The following is a 25,118-nucleotide window of genomic DNA, read 5'->3' as shown; positions in this document are numbered from 1 at the left end:
GCGGTCACCGCCTGTTCCACCTGCTCGACGCTGCCCTGCGCCTGGCGGTGGCTGCTGTGCATCGAGCCGACCACTTCGCGGGTGCCGTGCTGCAGGCCTTCGATCACCTGGCGGATTTCCTCCACCGAATCCTGGGTGCGCCTGGCCAGGTTGCGCACTTCATCGGCCACCACCGCGAAACCACGTCCGGCCTCGCCGGCCCGCGCCGCCTCGATGGCGGCGTTGAGGGCCAGCAGGTTGGTCTGCTCGGCGATCGCGCGGATCACTTCCAGCACCGAGCCGATCTGCTCGCTGCTGTTGGCCAGTGCCTGCACCTCTTCCATCGCCGCACTCATCTCGCTGGCCAGTTGCTCGATGGCACTGGTGGTCTTGCCGATCACGCCGAGGCCTTCCTGGGTGGCATGGTCGGCGCCGCGGGCGGCTTCGGCGGCCTGGGCGGCGCTGCGGGCGACGTCCTGGGCGGTGGCACTCATCTCGTTGGAGGCGGTGGCCACCTGGTCCACTTCGCGGTACTGCTGCTGCATGCCGGCGCTGGTCTGGCTGGCGATGGCGGCGGACTGGTCGGCGGTGCTGCGGGCGTCCTGCACCGAGCGTTTCACGTCGGCGATGATCGGTTGCAGCTTGTCGAGGAAACGGTTGAACCAGCCGGCCAGCTCACCCAGTTCGTCCTGGCGGGCGTAGTCCAGGCGGCGGGTCAGGTCGCCTTCGCCGGTGGCGATGTCCTTGAGCATGCTGGCCACGCCGAGGATCGGCCGGGTCACGCCACGGGCGGTGAGCCACACCAGCAACAGGCCGGCGACAGCGGCAGCGAGGCCGATCAACAGGCCGGTGAGGTTGGCGGTGTCGTTCTGCTGATCGAGTTTGGCGTCCAGCTTCAGTGCCGGCGCCAACAGAACCTTCTCGGGGACTTCCAGCAGCACGCTCCAGGACGCGGCGGTGGGGATAGGCTTGAACGGCTGCATGACGCGCAGCATGCCGTCGTGCTCCATTTCCACGGCTTTGCCGGCCTGCAGGTTGCCAGCCAGCTCAGCGGCCTTCTCACCGAAGGCCTTGTCCAGTTTGGCGCTGAGCAGGCCGGCATCGCGGCTGTGGCCGGCAAGCAGACCTGCCGGGCTGATGATGCTGACGTGGCCGTTGCCGTCATAGAGCTCGCGATTACCGGCGATGCTCAGTTGCTGCAGGCTTTCCAGGCTGATGTCCAGGCCCATGACGCCGACGGTCTTGCCGTTCAGTTGCAGCGGGAAGGCGATGCTGGTCATCAGCACCTGACGGTTGCCCACGTTATCGAAGTAGGGGTCCAGCACACAGGCCTGGCCGGTTTTCATCGGGCAGGTGTACCAGGCGTTGTAAGGGGCGCCGCTGGGACCGGTGCTGCTGTCGGCGAGCAGTTCTTCGGTCATCGACTCGGACTCGAGCTTGCCGGGAGTCGGCTGGGACCAATAAAGGGAGAAGCGGCCCTTGTCGTTGCTGCCGAGCTCGGCCTGGTCGGCGAAGAGTTCGTCCTTGCCGTCCAGGGCATTGGGCTCGAAGACCAGGTACAGGCCCAGGATCTCCGGGTTGGCTTCCAGGCTGGTGCGCACCTGGCGGGTCAGGTCTTCGCGCAGGTCGAAGGCGTCGAGGAAGCGCTTTTCCGCCTGCTCCTTGAGGAACAGGACCTGACGCGAGAAGCCTTTGCCGTACTGGTAGTTGTCCATGAAGTAGCGCTGGATGCGGATGGCCTGGAGCTCGGCGCGGGCTTGCAGGCGTTGCCGGGCGCTCTGGTCGAGCATCTGGCTGCTGTCGGCCTTCACCAGGCTGGCGCTGCGCTTGGACTGGTAAAGGGATGAACCGACCAGCAGGGTCACGATGGCCAGCAGGCAGAGGCCGACCAGCAGGGTGATCTTCCACTGGATGGACAGGCGATTGAACGGCATTGGGGCTTCCTTCTGTCTCGTCGGAACTTCATTCGTTGTCGGCGCGGCCGGCGATTTCTTGACACGTAGACGACGAATAGCCGTGCGGAATGCACGAGGGTGCAATTTGCAGGCAAGAATTATGCACAGTCCGACTGATATTCCGAACGCTTTTGACAGGGACGGCGACTTTGGGCAGAGTGCGCGCTTTTTTTTGCGGCAGAAGCCTTGGCTGGCAAGGCTCGCAGGACCGAGGAGCGGCGATGAATGCGGTAGTGGCGGCGGTGGGGATCATGCTGGTCCTCAGCCTGTGCCGGGTACATGTGGTGGTGGCCCTGATCATTGGTGCGCTGGCAGGCGGCATGTTCGGGGGACTGGGAATCGACGGTGCCCTGGCGGCCTTCAACAAGGGGCTCGGTGGTGGTGCCACAGTGGCGCTGTCCTACGCGCTGCTGGGCGCTTTCGCCGTGGCCATCGCGCGTTCCGGCCTGGCCCACGCACTGGCCGACAAGGCCCTGACGCTGGTGGGCAGGCAGGAGGCCAATGGGGGCAACGCACTGAAATGGGTGCTGGTGGCACTGCTGCTGTGCGTGGCGATTTCCTCGCAGAACATCCTGCCGATCCATATCGCGTTCATTCCGCTGTTGGTACCGCCTCTTCTATATGTACTGACACGCCTGGCCATCGACCGCCGGCTGATCGCCTGCGTGATCACGTTTGGTCTGATCACGCCCTACATGTTCTTGCCGGTGGGGTTCGGGAACATCTTCCTGAATGAAATTCTGCTGGCGAATGTGGTGAAAAGTGGCGTGGACGTTACCGGTGTGAATGTCACCGAGGCGATGTTGATACCGGCCCTGGGTATGGTCGCCGGTTTGCTCATCGCGGTGTTCATCAGCTATCGCGGCAAGCGCACCTATGACCTGGAGCGTATCGCCCAGGCCGAGCAGGTGAGCGTCGCCTACAACCCGTTGAGCCTGGGTGTCGCCGGCGTGGCGATCGTGGCTGCCTTCGTGGTGCAGCTGCTGCTGGACTCGATGATCATCGGCGCGCTGCTGGGCTTCGTGATCTTCTCGCTGTCCGGTGTGGTGCGCTGGAAGGAGACGGACGACCTGTTCACCGAAGGCATGAAGATGATGGCGATGATCGGCTTCATCATGATTGCCGCCTCGGGCTTCGCCGAGGTGATGCGTGAGACCGGCCACGTCGCGACCCTGGTGGACACCTCGGCGGCCTGGATCGGCCACAGCAAGGCGCTCGGTGCGCTGCTGATGCTGTTGGTGGGCCTGCTGGTGACCATGGGCATTGGATCGTCCTTCTCCACGGTGCCGATCATCGCGGCCATCTTCGTGCCGCTGTGCGTGCAACTGGGCTTCAGCCCGCTGGCCATCGTCAGCATCGTCGGTACTGCGGGTGCGCTGGGCGATGCGGGTTCTCCCGCTTCCGATTCCACCTTGGGGCCCACCGCTGGCCTGAACGTCGACGGCCAGCACAACCACATCTGGGACACCGTGGTGCCGACGTTCCTGCACTACAACCTGCCGCTGCTTGCCTTCGGCTGGGTCGCGGCGATGGTGCTGTAGGGTCGCTGGACGCCATTGCCGGTGTGATCTTCCCCGTAGGAGCGAGCTTCCTCGCGAAGAGTCCGCGCGCTATTTCGCGAGCAAGCTCGCTCCTACACACCCTGCAGTTGCCTAAAAACACTTAGCACTTTCCCCGATTCGCCGCGGACTAACCAGTAGGTCCTCTACACCCCGTGGCATTGCTATGGCTTCTCAGCGGCAACTGCACAACCGCACGCTGATCCTCCTCCTGGTGGTGGTATCGCTCGCGTTCTGCTGGATTCTGGTGCCGTTCTATGGAGCCGTATTCTGGGCTGTGGTGCTGGCGGTGATCTTCAGTCCCCTGCAGCGTGACCTGGCATTGCGTCTGGGCGGGCGGGGCAATCTGTCGGCGATGATCACGCTGTCGATCTGCCTGCTCGTTGCAGTGATGCCGGTGCTGCTCATTGCCCTGATGCTGGTGCAGGAGGGCGCCGATTTCTACCACCGGCTCGAATCCGGCGAGCTGGACATCGGCGGCTATGTCGAACAGTTCAAGAACCTGTTGCCGAATTTTATCCAGCGCCAACTCGATCGCCTCGGCATGGGCAACCTGAACGGCCTGCGCGATCGCATCGTCAGCGGCATGCTGCAAGGCAGCCAGTTCCTCGCCACCAAGGCGTTCGCCATCGGACAGAACACCTTCGAGGTCCTGGTCGGTTTCTTCGTCATGATCTACCTGCTGTACTTCTTCCTCCGCGACGGCTACGAAGTGGCGCGCAACGTGCGCATGGCGTTCCCTCTCGGCGAGCAGCACAAGCGCCGGTTGCAGATCAAGTTCACCCGCGTGGTACGCGCAACGGTCAAGGGAAACATCGTTGTCGCCATCGTCCAGGGGGCGTTGGGCGGGGCGGTGTTCTGGTTCCTGGGCATTCCCAGTCCGGTGTTCTGGGGGGTGATGATGGCGTTCCTTTCGCTGCTGCCCCTGGTGGGGGCAGGCATGATCTGGGGACCGGTCGCGCTGTTCTTCATGATCAACGACGAGCTCTGGAAGGGTGTTGGGCTGGCGCTGTTCGGCATTCTGGTGATTGGGCTGGTGGACAATCTTCTCCGGCCCATGCTGGTGGGCAAGGACACGCGGATGCCGGACTACCTGGTGCTGATTTCCACCCTGGGCGGGCTGTCGCTGTTCGGTCTCAACGGCTTCGTCATCGGTCCGTTGATCGCGGCGCTGTTCGTGGCGAGTTGGGACCTGTTCACCGAGACGGGCAAGAAGGTGATGCTGCCCTAGACGCACACTCTCCCCAAAAAGAAAAACCCGGCACATGGCCGGGTTTTCGTTTCTCGGGTTCCGCTTAGTGGGCGAGGGCCACCAGACCGGAGTGCTGGACCAGGTCCAGCAGCGGCTGCGGGTAGACGCCGAGGAAGAACGCCAGCAGGGCGACGAACAGCAGCATGATGCCGCCGGCGCGTTGCGCCCAGTGCAGGTCGGCGTCGTGGCGACGCAGGTTCGGCTCGACCAGGAACAGGGTGACCATGACGCGCAGGTAGTAGAACACGCCGATGGCGCTACCCAGGACCATGGCGCCCAGCAGCCACCAGAGGCCGGATTCGACACCGGCGGCGATCACGAAGAACTTGCCGATGAAGCCTGCGGTGAGCGGAATGCCGGCCAGGGACAGCATCATCACGGTGAGCACGGCGGTCAGGTACGGACGGCGCCAGAACAGGCCGCGGTACTCGTACAGGGCATCGCAGTCACGGCCGCTGTAGGGGGTGGACATCAGCGTCACAACACCGAAGGCGCCCAGGCTGGTGAGCACGTAGGTGGCCAGGTAGACACCGATGGCTTCCACGGCCAGACCCTTGCTCGCGATCAGGGCCACCAGCAGGTAGCCGAAGTGCGCGATGGAGGAGTAGCCCAGCAGACGCTTGATGTTGTTCTGCACCAGGGCCAGCAGGTTGCCGAAGAGGATGGAGGCGATGGCGATGACGGTCAGCAGGTCGTTCAGCCAGCCGCCGGCGGTGGCCGGAGACAGCTGATAGAGACGCAGCAGCACGGCGAACACGGCAACCTTGCTGGCGGTGGCCAGGAAGGCGGCCACCGGCGCCGGGGCGCCTTCGTACACGTCCGGGGTCCAGAGGTGGAATGGAACCAGGGACAGCTTGAACGCAAGGCCGATCAGCATCATGCCGATGCCGAGCTGGGACAGCACGCTGGAGGTCCCGGCGGCGGCCAGTTGGCTGAAGCTCAGGCTGCCGGCGTCGGCATAGAGCAGCGCCATGCCGAACAGCAGGAAGGCGGAGCCGGCGGCGGACAGCACCATGTACTTGATGCCGGCTTCCAGGGAGCGCTTGTTGAAGAAGGCGTACGCCACCAGGCCGTAGACCGGCACGGACAGCAGCTCCAGGCCGATGAACAGGCCGGCCAGGTGCTGCGCGGTGACCAGCACCAGACCGCCAGCGGCGGACAGGAGGATCAGCAGGTACATCTCTTCGCGGTTGCCCGGGTAGCCCTTGCCCGATTCACCGCCCAGGTAGGCGTGGATCAGAGTGACGCAGGCGAGGGTGCCGGCCAGTACCAGCGCCATGTAATAGGCACCGAAGTTGTCGATCACCATCAGCGGGGTCACTTCCAGGGGAGCGACCTTGAGTGCCGGGATGATAGAGAGCAGGGCGAGGTTCAGACCGATGACCGACAGGCCGAAGGTCCAGGAGTGGTGCCGCTTCCAGGCGATGGCCAGCATGACCACGACGATGGTGGCGCAGGTGACCAGCAGCGGTAGCAGGGCAATCAGGTGTTGAGTCGTGAATTCCATAACCTACTTACCGGGCAACGAGTTGATTGACGGCGGAATCCAGCCACTGGTGCACGCCATGCATGGTCGCAGCGGAGGTATCCAGTACCGGTTGCGGGTAAACGCCGAGCAGGATCAGCAGGGCAGCGAGGCCCAGGACCATGGTCAGCTCGCGATAGCGCAGGCCTTCGTAGGCGTTTTCGTTCTTCGCCGGACCGAAGTAGGCGCGGTGGATCATGATCAGCGAGTAGACCGAACCGAACACCAGGCCGGTAGACGCCAGGACGGCGATCCACGGTACTTGCTGGAAGGAGCCGACCAGGATCAGGAACTCGCCGACGAAGTTGCCGGTGCCTGGCAGGCCCAGTGCGGCGGCAGCGAAGAACAGGCTGATGGCCGGCAGGTAGGGCATGCGGTTCCAGATACCGCCCATCTCGCGCATGTCACGGGTGTGCAGGCGCTCGTACAGCTGGCCGCACAGGATGAAGAGCGCGGCGGCGGAGAGGCCGTGGGCGATCATCTGCACGATGGCGCCCTGCAGGGCGATCTGGCTGCTGGAGTAGATGGCGATCAGTACGAAGCCCATGTGGGACACGCTGGAGTAGGCCACCAGGCGCTTGATGTCAGTCTGGGCGAAGGACAGGAAGGCACCGTAGACGATGGCGAACACACCGAGCCACTGGGCGATCGGTGCGAACTCGGCCGAGGCATTGGGGAACAGCGGCAGGGCGAAGCGGATCATGCCGTAGGCGGCGGTCTTCAGCAGGATGCCGGCGAGGTCCACGGAACCCGCGGTCGGGGCCTGGGCGTGGGCATCGGGCAGCCAGGAGTGGAACGGCACCACCGGGAACTTCACCGCGAAGGCGATGAAGAAGCCGAGCATCAGCAGGTACTCGGTGCCCGGGGCGAGCTGGGCCTTCAGCAGGTCGGCGTAGTTGAAGGTCAGCACGCCGGTATTGCTGTAGTTCACCAGCACCAGGCCGAGGATGGCCACCAGCATGATCAGGCCGCTGGCCTGGGTGTAGATGAAGAACTTGGTGGCGGCGGTGATACGGGTCTTGCCCTTGCTGCCGCTATGACCCCAGAGCGCGATGAGGAAGTACATCGGCACCAGCATCATTTCCCAGAAGAAGAAGAACAGGAACAGGTCGATGGCGAGGAACACGCCGACCACGCCGCCAAGGATCCACATCAGGTTGAGGTGGAAGAAGCCGACGCGGTTCTGGATTTCACGCCAGGAGCAGAGCACGGACAGCACACCGAGCAGGCCGGTGAGGACGATCATCAGGATGGAGATGCCGTCCAGGGCCAGGTGGATGGTGACGCCGAAACGCTCGATCCACTGCACCTTGAACTCTTGCGCCCATACCGGATCGGTGCCGGGAGCGGGTGCCAGGGTGAAGTCGCCGGTCGCCCACAGCCAGAGGCCGAGACCGAACAGCAGGGTCATGGTGAGCAGGGCGATCCAGCGGGGCAGGGTGGCGCCGAAGCGCTCACCTTGCCAGCAGAGCAGGCCGCCGATGAAGGGAATCAGGATTAGCCAGGGCAGAATCATGACGGGCTCAATTCCTTAATAAGATTCAGGTCAGCAGCACGGCGCCGAGCACGAGCACGGCTCCGCCGACGATGGATACGGCGTACCAGCGCAGCTGGCCGGTCTGGCTACGGCTGAGGGCGAAGTTGCCACCCTTCACTACACGCGGGACCAGGCCGATGGTGCCGTCGATGGGATCGCGACGGAGCAGGCGGCAGACCAGCAGGTAGGGTTTGACGAACAGCAGGTCATAGAGCCAGTCGAAGCCCCAGGCGGCGAACCACCAGGCACCGAGGAAGCGGCCAGGAGCGCTCTGGGCAACGGCGCTGACGAAGCGGCGCTTGCCGAGGAAGAGCAGGGCGGCCAGCAGGATACCTGCCAGGGCGATGGCGCCCGAGGCGATTTCCAGGCTGTGCTTCGCTTCGCCACCGGCATGGCCGACGCTTTCCGGCAGCACGCCGGCCAGCGGCGGGGTGATCAGTGCGCCGACGAAGGTGGAGAGGACGATCAGCACGCTCAGCGGCAGCCAGTGGGCAACGCCATGGCCAGCGTGGGCTTCGGTCTGCGCTTCACCGTGGAAGGCGATGAAGATCAGGCGGAAGGTGTAGATCGAGGTCAGGAAGGCACCCGCCAGGCCCGCGTAGAGCAGACCGGCGTGACCGCTGGCGAAGGCTTCCCAGAGGATCTCGTCCTTGGAGTAGAAGCCCGCGGTAACCAGCGGCAGGGCCGCCAGGGCCGCACCACCGACGATGAAGCTCGCGTAGGCCAGCGGCAGCTTCTTCCACAGACCGCCCATCTTGAAGATGTTCTGCTCGTGGTGGCAGGCGTTGATCACCGCACCGGAGGCAAGGAACAGCAGGGCCTTGAAGAAGGCGTGGGTCATCAGGTGGAAGATCGCCGCGTCCCAGGCACCCACGCCAAGGGCGAGGAACATGTAGCCGATCTGGCTCATGGTGGAGTAGGCGAGGATACGCTTGATGTCGGTCTGCACCAGGGCGGCGAAGCCGGCCAGGACCAGGGTCACGCCGCCGACGATGCCGACCAGCTCGAGGATTTCCGGGGTCAGCAGGAACAGGCCGTGGGTACGGGCGATCAGGTAGACGCCCGCGGTCACCATGGTCGCCGCGTGGATCAGCGCGGAGACCGGAGTCGGACCCGCCATCGCGTCCGCCAGCCAGGTCTGCAGCGGCAGCTGGGCGGATTTGCCCACGGCGCCGCCGAGCAGCATCAGGGTCGCGACCCAGAGCCAGGCGTCACCGGCCACGTACTTCTCAGGGGCCAGCTTCATCAGCTCCTGGATGTTCAGGGTGCCCAGGTGGAAGAACAGGATGAACAGGCCGATGGCCATGAACACGTCGCCCACGCGGGTAACGATGAAGGCCTTGAGCGCTGCGTTGCCGTTGGGCGTGTGCTTGAAGTAGAAGCCGATCAGGAGGTACGAGCACAGACCCACGCCTTCCCAACCGAAGTAGAGGAACAGCAGGTTATCGCCCAGCACCAGGAACAGCATGCTGGCGATGAACAGGTTGGTGTAGGCGAAGAAGCGGGAGTAACCCTCTTCACCGCGCATGTACCAGGAGGCGAACAGGTGGATCAGGAAGCCGACGCCAGTGACCACGCCAAGCATGGTCAGCGACAGGCCGTCCAGGTAGAGGGTGAAGCTGGGCGCGAAGCCCGCCACGCTCATCCACTGCCAGAGCACCTGGGTGTACACGCCGCCTTCCGGCGGGGCCACGTTGAATTGCCAGATGATCGAGGCGGCTACCAGGGCCGAGAGGCCCACGGAGCCAACGCCGATGACGGCGGAGGTGTTTTCGGAGAGACGCCCGCGGGAGAAGGCCAGGATGAACCAGCCAAGCAGCGGGAACAGGCAAGTGAGGAATAGAAGGTTCATCCGCGCATCTCGCTGGCAGCGTCGATATCGAGGGTATGGAAGCGGCGGTACAGCTGCAGCAGGATCGCCAGGCCGATGGAGGCTTCGGCGGCCGCAAGGCTGATCACCAGAATGAACATGATCTGGCCGTCAGGCTGGGCCCAACGGGCGCCGGCGACCACGAAGGCCAGCGCGGCGGCGTTCATCATGACTTCCAGGCTCATGAGCACGAAGAGGATGTTGCGGCGCACCATCAGGCCGGTGAGGCCCAGGCAGAAGAGCACGCCGGCGACCGCGAGGCCATGTTCCAGTGGGATTGCATTCATGGCTTATTCCTTAGCTTCGTGGCGGCCGAGGTGGAAGGCGGCGACCAGGGCTGCGAGCAGCAGCATGGACGCCAGTTCCACGGCCAGCAGGTACGGGCCGAAGAGGGCGATGCCGACTGCCTTGGAGTCCACCGTGGTGTGACCGATGGTGGCGCCAGTGGTGTTGCCGAACAGCACGTACAGCAGCTCGGCCAGCAGAACCAGGGAGAGCAGGGCAGGGCCGGTCCAGATACCGGGCTTGAGCCACTTCTTCTCCTGCTCGGCAATCGCCGGTCCGAGGTTCAGCATCATCACCACGAAGACGAACAGCACCATGATGGCGCCGGCGTAGACGATGATTTCCAGGGCGCCGGCGAAGGGTGCACCGAGGGCGAAGAAGCACATCGACACCGCCAGCAGCGAGACGATGAGGTACAGCAGGGCATGCACCGGATTGGTGTTGGTGACCACACGCAGGGTGGAGACAACGGCCACACCGGCGGCGAAATAGAAGGCGAATTCCACGCGCGTCTCCTTAGGGCAGCAGGCTCTTCACGTTGATCGGCTCGGCCTCGTTCTGCGCGGCGCCTTTCGGCTTGCCGGCAATGGCCATACCCGCCACGCGATAGAAGTTGTAGTCCGGGTTTTTGCCGGGACCGGAGATCAGCAGGTCTTCCTTCTCGTACACCAGGTCCTGGCGCTTGAACTCGCCCATCTCGAAATCCGGGGTCAGCTGGATCGCGGTGGTGGGGCAGGCTTCCTCGCACAGGCCGCAGAAGATGCAGCGGGAGAAGTTGATGCGGAAGAACTCGGGGTACCAGCGGCCATCGTCGGTCTCGGCCTTCTGCAGGGAGATGCAGCCGACCGGGCAGGCAACGGCGCACAGGTTGCAGGCTACGCAACGCTCTTCGCCGTCGGGATCGCGGGTGAGGACGATGCGGCCACGGTAGCGCGGCGGCAGGTATACGGGCTCTTCCGGGTACTGCAGGGTGTCACGCTTGCGGAAGGCATGGCCGAAGATCATCACCAGGCTGCGAAGCTGGGTGAAGGTGCCATGCACGACGTGGATGATTTCTTTGATCATGGCATTACTCCTTACTGGGCCGAGGCCAGCACCAGGGCGCCGGTCACCAGCAGGTTGATCAGGGTCAGCGGCAGGCACACCTTCCAGCTGAAGGCCATCACCTGGTCATAGCGCGGGCGCGGGATGGATGCGCGCAGCAGGATGAACAGCATGATGAAGAAGCCGGTCTTCAGTGCGAACCAGATGAAGGGGATCTGCGGCAGGATGCCGAACGGGCCGTGCCAGCCGCCGAAGAACAGGGTCACGAGCAGGGCGGAGATCAGCACGATGCCGATGTACTCGCCCACGAAGAACATGCCCCATTTCATGCCGGCGTATTCGATGTGGTAACCGTCGGCCAGTTCCTGTTCCGCTTCCGGCTGGTCGAACGGGTGACGGTGAGTCACGGCGACGCCAGCGATGAAGAAGGTACAGAAGCCGAAGAACTGCGGAATGATGAACCACAGGTGCTGGGCCTGGTATTCAACGATGTCGCGCATGTTGAACGAACCCACCTGCGCCACGATGCCCATCAGCGACAGGGCCAGGAACACCTCGTAGGAGATGGTCTGGGCCGAGGCGCGCAGGCTGCCGAGCAGGGCGAACTTGTTGTTGCTCGACCAGCCGGCGAAGAGCACCGCGTACACCGCGATGCCCGCCATGGCAAAGAAGAACAGCACGCCGATGTTCAGGTCGGCCACGCCCCAGGTGGGGGTGACCGGGACCACGGCAAACGCGATCAACAGGGCGCTCATCGCGATGATGGGCGCCAGGGTGAAGATCAGTTTGTCGGCGAACGGCGGAGTCCAGTCTTCCTTGAAGAACATCTTGATCATGTCGGCGCCCAGCTGGAAGGCGCCGAACGGACCTACGCGGTTCGGACCGTAGCGGTCCTGCCACAGGCCGAGCAGACGACGTTCCACCCAGGAGAGCAGCGCACCAGTCACGACCACACCGAGCAGGATGACGATGGACTTGAGGACGGTGACGACGATGTCGATCAGTTCGGGCGTCAGCCAGCTCATTGCGCGGACTCCTGTACGGCAGTGACGACAGCACCGGCGAAGACGGCCGGGATGCCCGGCAGGCCGGCGGGCAGACCGACCAGGCCGATGCCCATTTCTTCCTTGATGGCCAGCGGCAGACGCAGGGTCTGGCCGTTGACGGTCAGGGCGAGCAGGGCACCGTCGTTGACGCCGAGGCGGTCAGCTTCGTCCTTGGCCAGGGCCACGTAAGGCTGCGGAATGCGCTCTTGCACTGGCGCGGCGCGGGAGCTGTTCTCCTCGCTGCCGAACAGGTGGTGCAGCGGCACCGCCTGCCAGGTGCCCTGGGTCGGGTTGAAGGCAGCGTTGATGCCGAACCAGGGCAGGGCCTGGCCCTTGGCCTCGATCAGGCGCACGCCCGGGTCGCCGGCGCGCAGGTGGCCACCGACTTCGTCCTGGAACTTGTTCCAGGCCTGCGGGGAGTTCCAGCCCGGGGACCAGGCGAACGGAATCTGCTGACGGTCTTCCTTGGAGCCGGCATAGCCTTCCATGGAGAAGGCGAATGCGGAGTCCTTGTCCTGGGGCTGACGCGGTTCGTGCACGCTGATATTGGCGCGCATGGCGGTACGACCGCTGTAGCGGTGCGGCTCGCGAGCGAGCTTCATGCCCTTGATGCGGAAGGAGGCAGTCGGCGCGGCATCGCGGATGCCAGCCAGCAGCGGGCTGCTGTCGGCACAGGCGGAAGTCACCTGGTCCAGCTGGGTCCAGTCGACGGTCTTGCCCAGCAGGGTGCTGTGCAGCGCATGCAGCCAGCGCCAGCCTTCGCGAACGAGGATGTTGGCGTCGTAGTAGGTTGGGTCGAAGACCTGGAAGAAGCGCTGGGCGCGGCCTTCCAGGCTGACCAGGGTGCCATCGCCTTCGGCGAAGCTGGCAGCCGGCAGCACCAGGTGGGCGCGCTCGACAGTAGCGGTCTGCTGGTGGTCGGCGACGATCACGACCTTGGCGGCTGCCAGGGCGGCATCGACCTTGGCGGCGTCGGCGCGGCGGTACAGGTCGTTCTCGAGAACGACGACGGCATCGGCCTTGCCTGCGGTCAGGGCTTCCAGGGCGGCATCGACGGACTCGCCACCGAACAGGGCCAGGCCCATGCTGTTGGCTTCCGGCACCACCAGGCTGAGGGAACCGTTCTTCTCACGGTTCTTCAGCGCGCTGGCGATGTTCGCGGCGGCTTCGATCAGGGCCTTCTCGCCCAGGGAGGCGCCGGAGATGACCAGCGGACGCTTGGCAGCGAGCAGGGCATCGGCGATGCGCTTGACCAGCTCAGCAGCTTCGCTTTCCAGGCCTTCCACGGCCGGGGCGCTCGGGTCGATGGCGTGGGCCACGGCGAAACCGATGCGGGCGAGGTCGGCCGGTGCGGCATGGACGCTTTCGGCGGCGACGTCATCCAGGCGGGTGGCGGCGACGCTGGCGATGAACAGCGGATTCAGCGCGTCCTGGGCGACGTTCTGCACGGCGGCCATGTGCCAATCCTGGATCTTCATCGAGGCGGCAATTTCGGTGGCCTTGCCTTTGACCGCCTGACGCAGGGCCAGGGCCATGCGGGCTGCAGTCTGGGTCAGGTCTTCGCCGAGGACGAAGATGGCGTCGTGCTTCTCGACGTCGCGCAGGGTGGGCACGGGCAGCGGGCCGTTCTGCAGGATGTCGCGGATCAGGCGCAGGTTTGCGAGTTCCTGGGCGGCGATACCGGAGTAGTAGTTCTCGGCGCCGACCAGCTCACGCAGGGCGAAGTTGCCTTCGAGGCTGGCGCGGGGCGAGCCGATGCCGATGACGCGCTTGCCTTTGAGCAGCTCGGCGGCTTTGTCCAGCGCAGCGTCCAGACCAAGGTGCTGGTTGCCCAGCAGCGGCTGGCGCGGACGGTCTTCGCGGTTGACGTAGCCATAGCCGAAGCGGCCACGGTCGCACAGGAAGTACTGGTTCACCGAGCCGTTGAAGCGGTTCTCGATGCGGCGAATCTCGCCGTAGCGTTCGCCGGGGCTGATGTTGCAGCCACTGGAGCAGCCTTGGCAGATGCTCGGGGCGAACTGCATGTCCCACTTGCGGTTGTAGCGCTCGGAGTGGGTCTTGTCGGTGAACACGCCGGTCGGGCAGACCTCGACCAGGTTGCCGGAGAACTCGCTCTCCAGCACGCCGTCTTCGACGCGGCCGAAGTAGACGTTGTCGTGGGCGCCATAGACACCGAGGTCGGTGCCGCCCGCGTAGTCCTTGTAGTAGCGCACGCAGCGATAGCAGGCGATGCAGCGGTTCATCTCGTGGGAAATGAACGGGCCGAGCTGCTGGTTCTGGTGGGTACGCTTGGTGAAGCGGTAGCGACGGGCGTTGTGGCCGGTCATTACCGTCATGTCCTGCAGGTGGCAGTGACCGCCTTCCTCGCACACCGGGCAGTCGTGCGGGTGGTTGGTCATCAGCCATTCGACGACGCTGGCGCGGAACTGCTTGGCCTCTTCGTCGTCGATGGAAATCCAGCTGTTATCGGTGGCGGGAGTCATGCAGGACATGACGAGGCGACCACGCTTGTCGTTCTCGTCGGTGTACTGCTTGACCGCGCACTGGCGGCAGGCGCCGACGCTACCGAGCGCCGGGTGCCAGCAGAAGTAGGGGATGTCGAGTCCGAGGGACAGACAGGCCTGCAGGAGGTTGTCTGCACCATCGACTTCGAGCGTCTTGCCGTCTACGTGGATAGTGGCCATGGTTCAGTCTTCATCTGCCCGTGTGACCGGGCTTTGGCTAATGGAATCAGCGTGCGCGCGGGGCCGGGTGAGCGGCCGCCGCTGCGCGAATTCTTCTGTTCAGGCGCCGACGGGAATCGGACGCGCTGCCGGAATCTGGCTGGCGATGCCTGCCTCGAACTCCGGACGGAAATACTTCATCGCACTGCCCAGTGGCTCGACGGCGCCCGGTGCGTGGGCGCAGAAGGTCTTGCCTGGGCCGAGGAAGCTGACGAGCTGCTCCAGTGTCTCCAGGTCACCCGCCTGGCCTTCGCCGCGCTCCAGGGCACGGAGGACTTTGACGCTCCAGGGCAGGCCGTCGCGGCAAGGTGTGCACCAGCCGCACGACTCGCGGGCGAAGAACTCCTCCATGTTGCGGAGCAGGGAGACCATGTTGATGCTGTCGTCCACGGCCAACGCGAGGCCGGTACCCATACGGGTGCCCACCTTGGCGATGCCTGCGGCGTACATGGGTGCATCCAGGTGCTCGGGGAGCAGGAAGCCGGTACCGGCACCGCCGGGTTGCCAAGCTTTCAGCTTGAAGCCGTCGCGCATCCCACCAGCGTAGTCTTCGAACAGCTCGCGAGCGGGAACGCCGAAGGGCAGTTCCCAGAGGCCGGGGTTCTTCACCTTGCCGGAGAAGCCCATGAGCTTGGTGCCCATGTCTTCGCTGCCTGGGCGGGCGAGGGTCTTGTACCAGTCCACACCGTTGGCGACGATCGCCGGCACGTTGCACAGGGTCTCGACGTTGTTGACGCAGGTGGGCTTGCCCCAGACGCCGACGGCGGCAGGGAAGGGCGGCTTGGAACGCGGGTTGGCGCGACGGCCTTCCAGCGAGTTGATCAGGGCGGTCTCTTCACCACAGATGTAGCGACCGGCGCCGGTGTGGACGAACAGCTCGAAATCGAAACCGCTGCCGAGGATGTTCTTGCCCAGCAGGCCGGCGGCCTTGGCTTCATCGATGGCGCGATTGAGATTGCGCGCCGCGTCGACGTACTCGCCGCGCAGGAAGATGTAGCCGCGATAGGCCTTGAGGGCGCGCGCGGAAATCAGCATGCCTTCCACCAGCAGGTGCGGCAGCTGCTCCATCAGCATGCGGTCCTTCCAGGTGTTGGGCTCCATTTCGTCCGCGTTGCACAGCAGGTAGCGGATGTTCATGGATTCGTCGGCCGGCATCAGGCCCCATTTCACGCCGGTGGGGAAGCCCGCACCGCCACGACCCTTGAGGCCGGAGTCCTTGACCTGCTGAACGATGTCGGCCTGGGCCATCTCGGTCAGGGCCTTGCGAGCAGCTGCGTAGCCGTTCTTCTGCTGGTATTCGTCGAGCCATACCGGCTGCGCGTCTTCACGCAGGCGCCAGGTCAGCGGATGGGTTTCTTCGCTGCGGGCGATGCGGTTGGCCGGGCCAATGGAGGTGAGGGTCTTCATTGGTAGGCCTCCAGCAGCTTGGCAACGCCATCAGGTTGTACGTCGCCGAAGGTGTCGTCGTCGATCATCACGGCCGGGGCCTTGTCGCAGTTGCCGAGGCAGCAGACCGGCAGCAGGGTGAAGCGGCTGTCGGTGGTGGTCTGGCCGAGGCCGATGCCGAGCTGCTTTTGCATTTCGGCAACGACGGACTCATGGCCGCCGACGTAGCAGGTCATGCTGTCGCACACGCGGATGACGTGGCGGCCGACCGGCTGGCGGAAGATCTGGCTATAGAAGGTGGCCACGCCTTCGACGTCGCTGGCGGGAATGCCGAGGATCGCGCCGATGGCGTCAGCGGCGCCATCCGGCACCCAGCCACGCTCTTTCTGGACGATCTTCAGGGCTTCGATGGACGCCGCGCGCGGGTCCTCGTAGTGATGCATTTCGTGCTCGATGGCCGAGCGCTCGGTTTCGCTGAGTACGAAACGGTCGGTCTGGATAAGGGTGCTCATGATCAGCGGTCCACGTCAGCCATTACGAAGTCGATACTGCCCAGGTAGGCGATCAGGTCTGCCACCATGCTGCCGCGGATCACCGAGGGGATCTGCTGCAGGTGGGGGAAGCTGGGCGTCCGGATCCGGGTGCGGTAGCTCATGGTGCTGCCGTCGCTGGTCAGGTAGTAACTGTTGATGCCCTTGGTCGCCTCGATCATCTGGAAGGCTTCGTTGGCCGGCATGACCGGGCCCCAGGAAACCTGCAGGAAGTGGGTGATCAGGGTCTCGATGTGCTGCAGCGTGCGCTCTTTCGGCGGCGGCGTGGTCAGCGGGTGGTCCGCCTTGTACGGGCCTTCCGGCATGTTCTTGAGGCACTGGTCGATGATGCGGATGCTCTGGCGCATCTCTTCGACGCGGACCATGCAGCGATCGTAGGCGTCACCGTTGTGGGCCAGCGGCACTTCGAACTCGAAGTTTTCGTAGCCGGAGTACGGGCGTGCCTTGCGCAGGTCGAAGTCACAACCGGTGGAGCGCAGACCAGCACCGGTGACGCCCCATTCGAGGGCTTCCTTGGTGTTGTACTGGGCGACGCCGACGGTACGGCCACGCAGAATGCTGTTTTTCAGGGCAGCCTTTTCGTACTCGTCGAGGCGCTTGGGCAGCCATTCGACGAATTCCTTGACCAAGCCATCCCAGCCGCGCGGCAGGTCGTGGGCGACGCCACCGATGCGGTACCAGGCCGGGTGCAGGCGGAAGCCGGTCACGGCCTCGATCACCTTGTAGGCACGCTGGCGGTCGGTGAAGGTGAAGAACACCGGAGTCATGGCACCCACGTCCTGGATGTAGGTACCCAGGAACAGCAGGTGGCTGGTGATCCGGAAGAACTCGGCCATCATCACGCGGATGACGTCGACGCGCTGCGGCACCTTGATGCCGGCGAGCTTCTCGACCGCGAGGACGTACGGCAGGTTGTTCATCACGCCACCGAGGTAGTCGATACGGTCGGTGTACGGAATGAAGCTGTGCCAGGACTGGCGCTCGGCCATTTTCTCGGCGCCGCGGTGGTGGTAACCGACTTCCGGCACGCAGTCGACGATCTCTTCGCCGTCCAGTTGCAGGATGATGCGGAAGGCACCGTGAGCGGAGGGGTGGTTCGGGCCGAGGTTGAGGAACATGTAGTCCTCGTTCTCGCCGTGGCGTTTCATGCCCCAGTCTTCCGGGCGGAAGCGCGCAGCTTCTTCTTCAAGCTGGTGCTTGGCCAGGGTCAGGCTGAAGGGGTCGAATTCGGTGGCGCGCGCCGGATAGTCCTTGCGCAGCGGGTGACCTTCCCAGGTGTTGGGCATCATGATCCGCGACAGGTGCGGATGGCCGGCGAAGGTGATGCCGTACATGTCCCAGACTTCCCGCTCGTACCAGTTGGCGTTCGGCCAGATACCGGTGACGGTAGGCAGGTTGAGGTCGCCCTCGGACAAGGCCACCTTGATCATCACGTCACTATTACGCTCCAGCGACATGAGGTGGTAGAACACCGTGAAGTCGGCGTTCGGCAGGCCGCGGCGCTGGGTGCGCAGGCGCTCGTCGACGCCATGCAGGTCGTACAGCATGACGTAGGGGCGCGGCAGGTTGCGCAGGAACTTGAGGACGTCGATCAGCTTGTCACGGGTGACCCAGATCACCGGCATGCCGGTACGGGTCGACTGGATGGTCAGGCTTTCGGCGCCAAAGCGGGAATTCAGCTCTACGACGACGTCTTGGTCGTCTGCCTTGTAAGGCGGAATAGACAGAACGGTGTCTGCAGTCATGGTCTCGGTCGCTATCGGTCAACGTAAAGAATGAGCCTGGGGTCTTCCGGGGAAGAACAGGCTCAGACTTCGTCGGGGCTGCGCAGGTTGGTGACCTGAATACGCTGTTCGCGGCGCTTTTCTCGCTCGGAGGGCATATCGGCACGATAGACGCCTTGGTCCCCCACGACCCAGGATAGCGGGCGGCGCTCCTGGCCGATGGATTCCTGCAGCAGCATCAGGCCTTGCAGGAACGCCTCCGGACGGGGCGGGCAGCCGGGAATGTAGACGTCCACGGGAAGGAACTTGTCCACGCCCTGAACGACCGAGTAAATATCGTACATGCCGCCGGAGTTCGCGCACGAACCCATGGAAATTACCCACTTCGGCTCCAGCATCTGCTCATAGAGGCGCTGGATGACCGGCGCCATCTTGATGAAGCAGGTGCCGGCGATGACCATGAAGTCGGCCTGGCGTGGTGATGCACGAATGACCTCCGCACCGAATCGCGCGATATCGTGCGGTGCGGTGAAGGCAGTGGTCATTTCCACGTAGCAGCAGGAGAGACCGAAGTTATACGGCCACAGGGAGTTCTTGCGACCCCAGTTGACTGCTCCGTTGAGAACATCCTCGAGCTTGCCCAGGAAGATGTTCTTGTGCACCTGATCTTCTAGCAGCGGGTCGGAAACGGTCTCCCGTTCGCCGATCGGATACTGCTCGTAAGTGGCATCCGGATCGATCCGAGTAAGTTTGTATTGCATTGCCAAAGCCTCATTGTTTTAGCTTCGCCTGCCGCTTGCGACGACCTTCGGGAGCCCAATCGAGCGCCCCGATGCGCCAAAGGTAGACAAGACCTGCCAACAGAATTGCTATGAAAATGGTTGCTTCGATAAAACCGGCCCAACCGCTTTCACGGACGGAGACGGACCAAGCGAAGAGAAAGAGGGCTTCGACGTCGAAGATCACGAAGAGCATCGCGACCAGATAGAACTTTGCGGAGAGGCGGAGGCGGGCCGTGCCGGTGGGGAGCATGCCGGATTCGAAGGGGTCGTTCTTGCTACGACCGATGGCCTTGCTGCCGAGCAGGCTGGAGACACCGATCATGAAGGCACAGAGGCCGACGACACCCAACAGGAAAACAGCGAAACCCCAGTTGTGGGAGATGATGGCAGTAGCTTCCGACATGCCGGAACTCCTTAGTCAAGGAACGGCGTTCACTTGCGTTTAATAGGTTTAGTGCCGGGTTTCATTGAGACCCTGGCAATCGATTCGGACAATTTTATGCCCGACCGGGTGTGCAAGTAAATTTTTCACGTCAAAAAATTGCCCGCGCAGCCGGATTTTTGACCGTCTGCTGCTCTGCAGGCCACTGTTCATCAATGTTTCAGCGTTTTCTTAGGCCTTGGTCGGATTGCGGCCTTATGTCGCAGCGGGGGGTGCTTTTGGTGGGCAAATGATAGTCATTAGCGTTTGATTGGTGGTTAATTAATCACTACACGAGAGTTGCTCCGGAGAACTTGTAAATGGCCTCGGAAAATATGCTGAGAACGTTCGTAAGTTGCTCTTCCAGCAGTTTTCATATTGCGACAATTCCATTTGTTTTTGTTCATATTGAATTGCAGAAGAGGAAAAAGAGGCCGGCCCAGATGAGCCGGCCGAAATCCTTGAGGGGATTCAGAGCAGTCGACGGCCGTCTTCGCGCGTGATGATCACGGTGGAGGAGCGCGGCCGCTTGCCCGGGCCGTCTGGCCAGGTGCTGAGCAGGTTGGTGGCGGTAGAGCCTTCGCCGGGGTGCTGAATGTTGATGAACAAGGTGCGGAAGTCGGGCGTCGCGCTTATGCCGGTCACTTCGGCGCCCAGGGGGCCGACCAGGAAGCGTTTGAACTCACCACTGCGCGGGTCCGCCACCAGCATCTGGTTGTTGCCGAAGGGGCCGGCGCTGAGCTGGCTGCCACTCATGTCGGTCTGGATCCACAGACGTCCCTCGTCGTCGAACCAGAGCCCGTCCGGGCTGGCCAGGATGTTCTGCGCGCCGAGCGGCTTGCCGTCCGGGCCACGGCTGTCCGCCTCGGGACCGGCGAGCAGGAAGATGTTCCAGTCGAAACGGCGTCCGGCATGGTCGCGACTGTCTTCGCGCCAGCGAATGATATGCCCGTAGGCGTTGGCTGGGCGCGGGTTGGCGGCGTCGGCCGCAGTGCGGGCGGTGTTGTTGGTGAGGGTGAAGTAGACCTCGCCATTGTCCGGGTTGACTGCGCCCCACTCCGGTCGGTCCATTCGGGTCGCGCCAACAGCGTCGGCAGCCAGGCGCGTGTTGATCAGCACTTCGCCCTGGTCGGCAAAGGTGACGCCCGCTGCCAGGCAGGCCTTGAGGAAGTTGCGGTCGTTGATGTCCAGTGGCAGCCAGTCGCCACTGCCGTCGGCGTTGAAGCGGCCGACGTAGAGCGTGCCGTCGTCCAGCAGGCGGCCGTTGGCCTGGCCGGGGCGGTACTTGTCGCGGCTGACGTACTTGTAGATGTATTCGTTCTGCGAGTCGTCACCGGAGTAGCAGACTACCGGGCGACCGGGTTTCACCGGGGCGAAGATCAGGCCTTCGTGAGCGAAGCGGCCCAGAGCGGTGTGTTTCACCGGGGTGGAATCCGGGTCGAAGGGATCGATCTCGACGATCCAGCCGAAGTGGTTCGGCTCGTTGCGGTAGTCGCCCTTGGCATCGGCCGACTTGCGAGTGGCATCGAAGCGTTCGAACTCGTCGCCCGGTAGGGTCTCCCAACCGAAGCGGCTGCTACTGCGCAGGCCATAGCGCTTGAGTTCGCGCGGGAGGTCGGTGTCGCGGGTGGCGAAGTAGCCGGCCCAGTTCTCTTCGCAGGTCAGATAGGTGCCCCAGGGGGTGAAGCCGTTGGAGCAGTTGTTCTGGGTGCCGCGAGTGGCGGTGCCCTGAGGGCTGTGACGGGTTTTCAGCAAGGTGTGGCCGCGCGCCGGCCCGGTGATCTGCATCGGCGTGGCGGCAGTGATACGGCGGTTGCGGCGGCTCGGCACCACTTCCCATTCGCCATTTACATTGCGGCGGATCTCGACCACGGAAACGCCGTGGGCATTGATCTCCTTGCGAACCTCGTCGGCAACGGTGCGCTTGCCGTCGACGATGGTCGGGCCATTGGGGTGCAGCAGCGGGGCGTCTATGTATTCGTGGTTGAGAACCAGCAGACCGTGGTCGGAACGCTTGCCTGGACCGCGACGGGCGTCGATGGGGAAGAAGTGCATGCCGTCATGGTGCATGCCGATCTGCTCGGCCTGATCCTGGGCGCTGTTGCTGGCATCCTCTGCGAAGGCCGGGTAGCGGCCCGTGATTGGCGTGCCCCACGGAATGAACGGTGTGGCCTTGTAGCCCGGCGGCACGCTGATGGTGTCGGCGCGGCCGGTGGGGATGGCATCGAAGGGCAGGCGCGAGCGCGGCTTGAAGGGGAAGCCCTTTGCCTGCGAGTCGGCAGCCATCGCATCACCTGGAATAGCTGCGCCAAGGAAGGCCAGGGCACTCGCGGCGGCGCCACCGATCAGCACCTGGCGGCGATTGAGGCCACCGATCAGGTCGTTGATGTGCGGGTTGTTGGAGGTGTTGCTGGGTAGTTCGTCGCCGCTACCAAAGAGCACGGCGTTGTCGTTGTGTTCGTTCAAGGCGGGTCTCCACGCAGGCGAATCGACGGAGACCTGACGCTAAATGTCGAAGGCGACGGAACGGTTACAGCGAGATGGTAATACTGTTGCGCGGGATTTGGCGCACGTTTTCAGTTGCGCGCCATGGCCCGCTCTTTCTGCTGGATGGCGAAGATCAGCGCGCCACCTGCGAGTTGTTGGATCACCTGATCGCGATCGGCGCTGGACAGGACCAGGCAGCCGAAGCTCCGTCCCGGTACGCCGTGCTGGCGGATGAAGTCTTCTTCCATGTAGGCGTTGGCGTGGATGACGATGGCGCGCTCTTCAGCGTTGCTGTTGCTTGGCGAAAGTCCCATCAGGCGCATCGAGCGACCGTGACCGGGCTCCTCACTGTCGAATACCTGGGCTGTGCGGAACAGGCCAAGGGACGTGGCGCGGCTGCCTGGATCGTTGGAGAAGTAGTCGGCATTGCCGTCATGGTCCATGTCCGAACCTTTGCCGTGGGCGACCCGGAAACTGCCGAGCAGTGCATGACTGCGGCTGTCGAAAAGGTAGAAGCGTGGCAGTGTGGAGGAGCGGCCGTAGTCGACTACCGCGAAGCGCGGGTGCTGGCTGCTTTTCAATTCATCGAGAATGTCGCCCAGGGAGGGCTGGGAGATCAGCGTCTCCAGGTCGCCTGCGCGCAGGGCGGGGGAGAGCAGTAGCAGGATCAGTAAGAGAGCTCTCGGCACGGCCAATTCTCCGAGGGGGGTATGCCGATTCTATGCGGCCAGGGCGGGGAGGCAAATTCTTGTCGATCGAATCGCAGATCCCGAATCCATGCATTAATTTTTGGGCCGGTACGACCGGTCGAAGTTCAGATTGCTGCACCAAAGAAAAACCCCGGTGCAAGCACCGGGGTTCTTTGACTCGCCATGTCCGGTCGATGCGTGGTCGACCGGTGGCAGTTCCTCTTAGTGGAACTGGTTCATGGTGTTGTCTTTACCGCTCGCTTTCAGAGCCGCTTCGCCAGCGAAGTACTCTTTGTGGTTGTCGCCGATGTCGGAGCCAGCCATGTTCTGGTGCTTGACGCAGGCGATACCCTGACGCAGTTCCTGACGCTGAACACCCTTCACGTAGGCCAGCATGCCCTGGTCAGCGAAGTAACCTTTGGCCAGGTTGTCGGTGGACAGGGCCGCGGTGTGGTAGGTCGGCAGGGTGATCAGGTGGTGGAAGATGCCGGCGTGGGCCGAACCGTCGCGCTGGAAGGTGCGGATCTTCTCATCTGCAACCTGGGCCAGCTCGGTCTCGTCGTACTCGACGCTCATCAGCTTGGCGCGGTCGTAGGCGGAAACATCCTTGCCTTCAGCAACGAACGCATCGAACACTTGCTGACGGAAGTTCAGGGTCCAGTTGAAGGACGGGCTGTTGTTGTAAACCAGCTTGGCGTTCGGGATGACCTGACGGATGCGGTCAACCATGCCTTTGATCTGGCCAACGTGGGGCTTCTCGGTTTCGATCCACAGCAGGTCGGCACCGTTCTGCAGCGAGGTGATGCAGTCCAGGACGCAGCGATCTTCGCCGGTGCCCTTGCGGAACTGGAACAGGTTGCTCGGCAGACGCTTCGGACGCAGCAGTTTGCCACCGCGGTTGATCACCACGTCGCCGTTCTGCAGGTCAGATGCGTTGATCTCGTCGCAATCCAGGAAGGAGTTGTACTGGTCGCCCAGGTCGCCCGGTTGCTTGGTCACGGCGATCTGCTTGGTCAGGCCGGCACCCAGGGAGTCGGTACGGGCAACGATCACACCGTCGTCAACGCCCAGCTCGAGGAAGGCGTAGCGAACAGCGTTGATCTTGGCGAGGAAGTCTTCGTGCGGAACGGTCACTTTGCCGTCCTGGTGGCCGCACTGCTTCTCGTCGGAAACCTGGTTCTCGATCTGGATGCAGCAGGCACCGGCTTCGATCATTTTCTTGGCCAGCAGGTAGGTGGCTTCCGGGTTACCGAAACCAGCGTCGATGTCGGCAATGATCGGTACTACGTGAGTTTCGTAGCCGTCGATCTGAGCCTGGATTTCGTCCTGCTTGACCTTGTCGCCAGCGGCGCGGGCGGCATCCAGCGCGGTGAACAGCAGGTCCAGTTCGCGGGCGTCAGCCTGGCGCAGGAAGGTGTAGAGCTCTTCGATCAGGCCGGAAACGGCAGTCTTCTCGTGCATGGACTGGTCGGGCAGCGGGCCGAAATCGGAACGCAGCGCGGCAACCATCCAGCCGGACAGGTAGAGGTAGCGCTTGTTGGTGGTCTTCAGGTGCTTCTTGATGGAGATCAGCTTCTGCTGACCGATGAAGCCGTGCCAGCAGCCCAGGGACTGGGTGTAGACGGAAGCGTCGGCGTCGTACTCGGCCATGTCCTTGCGCATGATGGCCGCGGTGTACTTGGCGATATCCAGACCGGTCTTGAAGCGGTTCTGGGCGCGCATACGGGCAACCGACTCGGGGTTGATAGCGCTCCAGCTGTTACCGTTCGCTTCTTTCAGAGCGGCAATGGCCTTGATGTCGTTTTGATAAGCGGACATGGTCAATCCTTCAAAGTGTGTATGTGGTTGAGCACCGACTTTCCCACTCAAAAACCTGCGTTCTGAAGGTTATTGCGGGTAGCTCACCGCAGCGCGTCGAAGGACCGACTGGAGGGAGATGTAGCTGGAGGCGGGGTGAATGACTGCAGACGCTCGCGAAATCGATGGGTGGTTTTGCGCTCTTCGATCACTTGCCGGTTCGTGGAAACCGTTGGGCGATCTGCCGGGCACTGCCTTCGATCTTGCGATTGTTGCGGGTGCTTCCCCGTCCCTCAGGACAACCTCGTTCCAGTCGCAACCTCGTCGCACTGCCTTATGGGCTGTTACAACACGGGTCGGCTCGGCTGGTTGGCTGGAGCGCGACCCGGAGGCCCTTTTCAGAGCCCCTGGCTAGCGGGAGCGAGGCTATCTTGCTCTTTCAAACAAGTGTTCGTCAATCGTTTTGTAGTGTTTTTTTTGGACTACTACATAAGACCTTCGGATGA

The 25,118-nt window shown here is 63.4% G+C and carries 19 protein-coding genes; 2 read left to right on the top strand and 17 right to left on the bottom strand.

Annotation, left to right across the window (positions count from 1 at the left end; genetic code table 11):
* Positions 1–1,913 (bottom strand): methyl-accepting chemotaxis protein (locus tag E8E95_RS21350; protein ID WP_280353692.1); only part of this gene is annotated, 1,913 nt, incomplete at its 3' end.
* Positions 1,914–2,155: 242 nt separating this feature from the next.
* Between E8E95_RS21350 and E8E95_RS21345 the strand changes: the two genes are divergently transcribed.
* Entirely contained in the window at positions 2,156–3,475 is a 1,320-nt protein-coding gene (locus E8E95_RS21345; protein WP_280353691.1) for a Na+/H+ antiporter family protein, read from the top strand.
* Positions 3,476–3,659: 184 nt separating this feature from the next.
* Positions 3,660–4,724, top strand: coding sequence for an AI-2E family transporter (locus E8E95_RS21340; protein WP_280353690.1), 1,065 nt, complete (start codon positions 3,660–3,662; stop codon positions 4,722–4,724).
* A gap of 64 nt (positions 4,725–4,788) precedes the next feature.
* Here the strand turns inward: E8E95_RS21340 and nuoN are convergent, their stop codons facing one another.
* The 16 genes from nuoN to E8E95_RS21260 all read right to left on the bottom strand — a co-directional run bounded on the left by nuoN (position 4,789) and on the right by E8E95_RS21260 (position 24,633).
* Complete coding sequence (gene nuoN, locus E8E95_RS21335; protein WP_280353688.1) at positions 4,789–6,252, bottom strand: NADH-quinone oxidoreductase subunit NuoN; 1,464 nt, start codon at positions 6,250–6,252, stop codon at positions 4,789–4,791.
* Between the two features lie 7 nt (positions 6,253–6,259).
* Entirely contained in the window at positions 6,260–7,786 is a 1,527-nt protein-coding gene (nuoM, locus tag E8E95_RS21330) for an NADH-quinone oxidoreductase subunit M (protein ID WP_280353686.1), read from the bottom strand.
* Positions 7,787–7,811: 25 nt separating this feature from the next.
* Positions 7,812–9,659, bottom strand: coding sequence for an NADH-quinone oxidoreductase subunit L (gene nuoL, locus E8E95_RS21325; RefSeq protein WP_280353684.1), 1,848 nt, complete (start codon positions 9,657–9,659; stop codon positions 7,812–7,814).
* The gene (gene nuoK / locus E8E95_RS21320) at positions 9,656–9,964 is read right to left on the bottom strand and encodes an NADH-quinone oxidoreductase subunit NuoK (RefSeq protein ID WP_077524442.1); all 309 of its coding nucleotides are present in this window, start codon (positions 9,962–9,964) and stop codon (positions 9,656–9,658) included. The genes nuoL and nuoK overlap by 4 nt, the downstream gene beginning before the upstream one ends.
* A 3-nt stretch (positions 9,965–9,967) precedes the next feature.
* A complete protein-coding gene (nuoJ, locus tag E8E95_RS21315) occupies positions 9,968–10,468 on the bottom strand; it encodes an NADH-quinone oxidoreductase subunit J (RefSeq protein WP_280353682.1) in 501 nt (166 codons plus the stop codon).
* Between the two features lie 10 nt (positions 10,469–10,478).
* On the bottom strand, positions 10,479–11,027 hold the full coding sequence (nuoI, locus tag E8E95_RS21310; RefSeq protein WP_077524440.1) for an NADH-quinone oxidoreductase subunit NuoI: 549 nt from the start codon (positions 11,025–11,027) through the stop codon (positions 10,479–10,481).
* Between the two features lie 11 nt (positions 11,028–11,038).
* Complete coding sequence (gene nuoH, locus E8E95_RS21305) at positions 11,039–12,031, bottom strand: NADH-quinone oxidoreductase subunit NuoH (RefSeq protein ID WP_077524439.1); 993 nt, start codon at positions 12,029–12,031, stop codon at positions 11,039–11,041.
* A complete protein-coding gene (nuoG, locus tag E8E95_RS21300) occupies positions 12,028–14,736 on the bottom strand; it encodes an NADH-quinone oxidoreductase subunit NuoG (RefSeq protein WP_280353680.1) in 2,709 nt (902 codons plus the stop codon). Before nuoG ends, nuoH begins: the two co-directional genes overlap by 4 nt.
* A 99-nt stretch (positions 14,737–14,835) precedes the next feature.
* On the bottom strand, positions 14,836–16,182 hold the full coding sequence (gene nuoF, locus E8E95_RS21295; protein ID WP_179058399.1) for an NADH-quinone oxidoreductase subunit NuoF: 1,347 nt from the start codon (positions 16,180–16,182) through the stop codon (positions 14,836–14,838).
* Positions 16,179–16,679: an NADH-quinone oxidoreductase subunit NuoE gene (gene nuoE, locus E8E95_RS21290; RefSeq protein ID WP_107504067.1), complete on the bottom strand. Its 501-nt coding sequence runs from the start codon at positions 16,677–16,679 to the stop codon at positions 16,179–16,181. Before nuoE ends, nuoF begins: the two co-directional genes overlap by 4 nt.
* Positions 16,676–18,457 (bottom strand): NADH-quinone oxidoreductase subunit C/D, encoded by a 1,782-nt coding sequence (gene nuoC, locus E8E95_RS21285; RefSeq protein ID WP_280353678.1) that lies wholly within the window; start codon positions 18,455–18,457, stop codon positions 16,676–16,678. The genes nuoE and nuoC overlap by 4 nt, the downstream gene beginning before the upstream one ends.
* 62 nt (positions 18,458–18,519) lie before the next feature.
* Entirely contained in the window at positions 18,520–19,197 is a 678-nt protein-coding gene (locus tag E8E95_RS21280) for an NADH-quinone oxidoreductase subunit B (protein WP_077524434.1), read from the bottom strand.
* 10 nt (positions 19,198–19,207) lie between these two features.
* A complete protein-coding gene (locus tag E8E95_RS21275) occupies positions 19,208–19,621 on the bottom strand; it encodes an NADH-quinone oxidoreductase subunit A (protein WP_077524433.1) in 414 nt (137 codons plus the stop codon).
* Positions 19,622–20,110: 489 nt separating this feature from the next.
* Positions 20,111–22,105: a PhoX family phosphatase gene (locus tag E8E95_RS21270; protein WP_280353677.1), complete on the bottom strand. Its 1,995-nt coding sequence runs from the start codon at positions 22,103–22,105 to the stop codon at positions 20,111–20,113.
* A gap of 110 nt (positions 22,106–22,215) precedes the next feature.
* On the bottom strand, positions 22,216–22,815 hold the full coding sequence (locus E8E95_RS21265; RefSeq protein ID WP_280353675.1) for a murein L,D-transpeptidase catalytic domain family protein: 600 nt from the start codon (positions 22,813–22,815) through the stop codon (positions 22,216–22,218).
* Positions 22,816–23,037: 222 nt separating this feature from the next.
* On the bottom strand, positions 23,038–24,633 hold the full coding sequence (locus tag E8E95_RS21260) for an isocitrate lyase (protein WP_120651293.1): 1,596 nt from the start codon (positions 24,631–24,633) through the stop codon (positions 23,038–23,040).
* Positions 24,634–25,118: the final 485 nt, after the last annotated feature.

It is taken from the genome of Pseudomonas sp. BN414, from assembly GCF_029871275.1.
In the GTDB taxonomy this organism is placed as follows: domain Bacteria; phylum Pseudomonadota; class Gammaproteobacteria; order Pseudomonadales; family Pseudomonadaceae; genus Metapseudomonas; species Metapseudomonas resinovorans_C.
The sequence above is the reverse complement of the archived record's forward strand: the minus strand, read 5'-3'. Positions and strand labels throughout refer to the sequence as shown.

Excerpts from the sequence above, each read along its gene's own strand:
- nuoL (WP_280353684.1), bottom strand. The coding sequence starts at position 9,659 with ATGAACCTTCTATTCCTCACTTGCCTGTTCCCGCTGCTTGGCTGGTTC.
- nuoG (WP_280353680.1), bottom strand. The coding sequence starts at position 14,736 with ATGGCCACTATCCACGTAGACGGCAAGACGCTCGAAGTCGATGGTGCA.
- E8E95_RS21345 (WP_280353691.1), top strand. The coding sequence starts at position 2,156 with ATGAATGCGGTAGTGGCGGCGGTGGGGATCATGCTGGTCCTCAGCCTG.
- E8E95_RS21280 (WP_077524434.1), bottom strand. The coding sequence starts at position 19,197 with ATGCAATACAAACTTACTCGGATCGATCCGGATGCCACTTACGAGCAG.
- nuoF (WP_179058399.1), bottom strand. The coding sequence starts at position 16,182 with ATGAAGACCCTCACCTCCATTGGCCCGGCCAACCGCATCGCCCGCAGC.
- nuoH (WP_077524439.1), bottom strand. The coding sequence starts at position 12,031 with ATGAGCTGGCTGACGCCCGAACTGATCGACATCGTCGTCACCGTCCTC.
- nuoK (WP_077524442.1), bottom strand. The coding sequence starts at position 9,964 with ATGAATGCAATCCCACTGGAACATGGCCTCGCGGTCGCCGGCGTGCTC.
- nuoI (WP_077524440.1), bottom strand. The coding sequence starts at position 11,027 with ATGATCAAAGAAATCATCCACGTCGTGCATGGCACCTTCACCCAGCTT.
- E8E95_RS21340 (WP_280353690.1), top strand. The coding sequence starts at position 3,660 with ATGGCTTCTCAGCGGCAACTGCACAACCGCACGCTGATCCTCCTCCTG.
- nuoN (WP_280353688.1), bottom strand. The coding sequence starts at position 6,252 with ATGGAATTCACGACTCAACACCTGATTGCCCTGCTACCGCTGCTGGTC.
- nuoM (WP_280353686.1), bottom strand. The coding sequence starts at position 7,786 with ATGATTCTGCCCTGGCTAATCCTGATTCCCTTCATCGGCGGCCTGCTC.
- nuoC (WP_280353678.1), bottom strand. The coding sequence starts at position 18,457 with ATGACTGCAGACACCGTTCTGTCTATTCCGCCTTACAAGGCAGACGAC.
- E8E95_RS21260 (WP_120651293.1), bottom strand. The coding sequence starts at position 24,633 with ATGTCCGCTTATCAAAACGACATCAAGGCCATTGCCGCTCTGAAAGAA.
- E8E95_RS21275 (WP_077524433.1), bottom strand. The coding sequence starts at position 19,621 with ATGTCGGAAGCTACTGCCATCATCTCCCACAACTGGGGTTTCGCTGTT.